Raw genomic sequence first — 3,548 nt, 5'->3', positions numbered from 1 at the left:
TGTCTGTCCCAAAAAAGTCCTGAGTTCAGGGAATCACTGGAGTAGAACAATTTTCTTTAAATACAATTTGAGGGTGGCTGAGTCCTCAGTAGGAACATGGTGTCCAGAGAGCTTCGTGTATGGGTAATGAGAAGCGCCAATTGGCACCACTGACTTATGAATTGCCGGATCCTTCTCAATTCCTGGTACTGGACCCGGAAGAGGAGACTCTGGATGCCCAGTTACTGGTGCAGGGCTTTGAGGCATTCAACCAGGCTACCCAAAAGCTTCAGGATTATTACAGAGGTATTGAGCAGAAGGTTGATGAACTGAACTCTGAGTTAGCTCGTAAGAATCGTGAGTTAGAGCAAAACCTTCTTGAGAAAGACAGGGTCAAGAGCCACCTGAATAATATCTTTGAGAGTTCCGCTCTCGGTATTGTAGTCACTGACCTTCAGGGTGAAGTTCTTTCTGTGAATCAGAAAGCACTGCGATTGCTTGATAAGATGGCGGAGGAAGTAAGGGGCCTCCGATTGAACGAAGTCTTGGGAGAACGAGTTCTTCCATTGAAGTTAACCCCAGAATTCATGCAAAGCCTGCAGCAGGGTCAAGAGCAGGAGATGACATTACGTGGGGGCGCTGGCCTATCTAGGCAACTGCGGCTGCATCTGTCTTTGATGAAAAGTGATCAGAACGAATGGCTCGGCTTGATCGTAAATATTCAGGACATTACGGACCTTCGGAAACTGGAAGAAGAAGCGGAGAGAAAAAATCGCTTCACAGGAATGGGGCAAATGGCCGCCAGTATCGCGCATGAAATTCGTAATCCTCTGGGAAGCATTGAGTTATTCACCTCTCTGCTGCGTAAAGAAGTTCAAAGCGATTCTTCACAACAACTGGTTCATCACATTTCTTCAGCGGTTCAGAGCATGAATCACATCATCTCGAACTTGTTGGAGTACACAAAACCGAGGCCAGTTGCTAGAGAAGTGATTGACCTTCACAAATTTCTTCGAGAAAATCTAAGTTTTTTTGAGCAGTTGGTTGAATACAATGATGTCGAAATGCGGACTGATTTCCTGGCGACCAACACCAAGATTCGCGGTGAAGCTGAACTTCTCAAACAAGTCTTTCATAACATTCTAATTAACGCGATCCAGGCAATGGTTGAAGAAGGTGAAATTCGCCTGACAACCAGAAATGTGCTGACTGACAACCGCAAGATGCTAGAGCGATTCACTCATGTTCCGCTCTCTCAACGTCGACATGGCATGTCTTTGTTGCAAGTGTCCATCGAAGATACTGGCACGGGCATGTCACAAGAAGTGCGCAAGCGCATTTTCGATCCTTTCTTCAGTACTAAGGAAAGAGGTACCGGATTGGGCCTTGCAATTGTTCATAACATCATTGAATCGCATGGAGCGATCATCGACGTGGAAAGTGAAGTAGATCAGGGAACCTGCTTCACCTTGTTGTTCCCAGTGGCCCACGATGATGAAGAAATCCCAGTGGATGAACCCACGTCAACCCTCCCCAAAGAACGAGTCCATTATTGAAAGGAAGCAATATGGTTTCGCATCCCATCCTGATTGTAGACGACGAAGTCGAAATGCGGATTGCTATGTCGGAGACCCTCAAACACTGTGGGTATCCGGTTGAGCTTTCGCATAATGCAATCGATGCCCTCAAAAAATTCAAGAACAATGAATACTCGCTGGTCATCACGGATATGACGATGCCCAAGCGCAGTGGTTTGGAACTACTAAAGGATATCAAAGGCTTAGAGCCTTATAAGCCTGTGATCATGGCAACGGCCTATGGTACGATTGAGACTGCTGTGGAAGCAATGAAGCATGGTGCCTTCGACTACATCGTGAAGCCCTTCAACTTTGAGAATTTTATTTTCATTGTTGAACGAGCACTGGCTTATCAGGACAACAAGGGCCCCATCATGTTGCGTCCCACAGAGGATAAGGGATCTGCTGCTCCTACTGGGGGGGGTGCCCGTAAGCAAACGAACAGTGATATGAAGGAAATCGTCACCCAAAATGCTGCGATGAAATCTCTGCTGGAGGTTGCACGCAACGTTTCACGTAGCAAGGCGACGATTCTCATTCAGAGCGAGAGCGGAACTGGTAAGGAATTGTTAGCTCAGTATATCCACAATAACTCAGAACGTGCGAACAAACCTTTTGTAGCTGTGAACTGTGCAGCAATGCCAGATACGCTGCTTGAAAGTGAGCTCTTCGGACACAAGAAGGGTTCCTTTACTGGTGCAAACCAAGATCACCGTGGAAAATTTGAGCAAGCCCACACCGGTACGATTCTACTGGATGAAATCAGCGAAATGGCCCTTCCGCTACAGGCCAAACTATTGCGTGTTCTGCAAGAGCAAGAAATTGATAAAGTCGGGGGCAAGGATCCAATCAAAGTGGATGTTCGGGTAGTGGCAACTACGAACCGTCATATGCTGGCGTGTGTCGAGTCCGGCAAGTTTAGAGAAGACCTCTATTTCAGATTAAATGTTATTCCTCTTTCCTTACCGGCTTTGCGGGAGCGGAAGGATGATATTCCTCTTCTTGTTGAACATTTCCTGACTAAGCATGCACAACTCAATGGTCGTGAGAGGCCTCTAATTGTTCAGGATGCTCTGGATGTCTTAACAAACTACAACTGGCGTGGCAACGTTAGAGAGTTGGAGAACGTGGTGGAACGCGCAATGTTGCTCTGCAACGGGAATGAAATTTTACCACACCATCTCTTGATGCATTCTCAAATGGGTAGTCGAACCATTAATGAGGATCTGGCTTCTGCAACGGCTTCCACACCATCAAGAGTCTCTTCGCCTGCTGTGGTAGCAACAGAAACTATCGTTGATTCAAATTCAAATCCGGTGAATGGGCCTCTTGGGATTGAGGTAGGGATGTCAATGAAGGAAGCAGAGAAGAAGCTCATCTTTGAGACCCTGAAGGAAACCGGTGGAAATCGAACCCATGCCTCACGAATTTTGGGCATCAGCATCCGTACTTTACGAAACAAACTGAATGAATATCGTGAAGAGGGTGAAGTTTTTGAGTTCGAAGCCGACTAGACTTATCCGATGATGAGTGCAGTCCTTATGAGGCTGCACTCTCCCTCCAAAATATCCTTCCTTTGATCCCTTAAAAATCTCTCATCAAGATCTCGCCCTTGTACACCAGAGGCTGAGTAATCAATAATACTCATTATAAAACAAATTCTTGATGAAGAAGAATCTGCATATTTTGATCTGTTTAGAACAGACGGCATTACTGGATGCGGTCAAGCAGGAACTGTCATTTCTGGAAAGCTACTTCCAATTAAAATGTGTCGGGATTTTCAAAGAGGCTGAAGAGTACTTGAATTCTACTCTTCATGAAGAAGCATCTCTGTCCTTGTTGATTTGCAGTGGTGCTTTTTCGGGAGCATATGGTGTGGACTTAATCGTTCGTCTACATGAAAACTCTCACACAATTGATGCGCGCAAAATCCTTATTTGCGCGAAGCTAGACTCTGAGAAAATCCTCAGGGCTCTGAATCATGGTGGCTTG

The 3,548-nt window shown here is 45.9% G+C and carries 3 protein-coding genes; all 3 read left to right on the top strand.

Going from position 1 to position 3,548, the window contains the following annotated elements:
• The first annotated feature begins 119 nt into the window (after window positions 1-119).
• On the top strand, window positions 120-1,535 hold the full coding sequence (locus P8O70_04665; GenBank protein MDG2196173.1) for an ATP-binding protein: 1,416 nt from the start codon (window positions 120-122) through the stop codon (window positions 1,533-1,535).
• Window positions 1,536-1,546: 11 nt separating this feature from the next.
• On the top strand, window positions 1,547-3,070 hold the full coding sequence (locus tag P8O70_04660; GenBank protein MDG2196172.1) for a sigma-54 dependent transcriptional regulator: 1,524 nt from the start codon (window positions 1,547-1,549) through the stop codon (window positions 3,068-3,070).
• Between the two features lie 151 nt (window positions 3,071-3,221).
• Window positions 3,222-3,548 (top strand): hypothetical protein (locus P8O70_04655; GenBank protein MDG2196171.1); only part of this gene is annotated, 327 nt, incomplete at its 3' end.

It is taken from the genome of SAR324 cluster bacterium (assembly GCA_029245725.1).
Classification (GTDB): domain Bacteria; phylum SAR324; class SAR324; order SAR324; family NAC60-12; genus JCVI-SCAAA005.
Note: the sequence above shows the minus strand (reverse complement) of the source record. Positions and strands in the feature narration are given on the sequence as shown.

Bases quoted from the DNA above. Each gene is read 5' to 3' on its own strand.
- P8O70_04665 (MDG2196173.1), top strand. From the start codon at position 120: ATGGGTAATGAGAAGCGCCAATTGGCACCACTGACTTATGAATTGCCG.
- P8O70_04660 (MDG2196172.1), top strand. From the start codon at position 1,547: ATGGTTTCGCATCCCATCCTGATTGTAGACGACGAAGTCGAAATGCGG.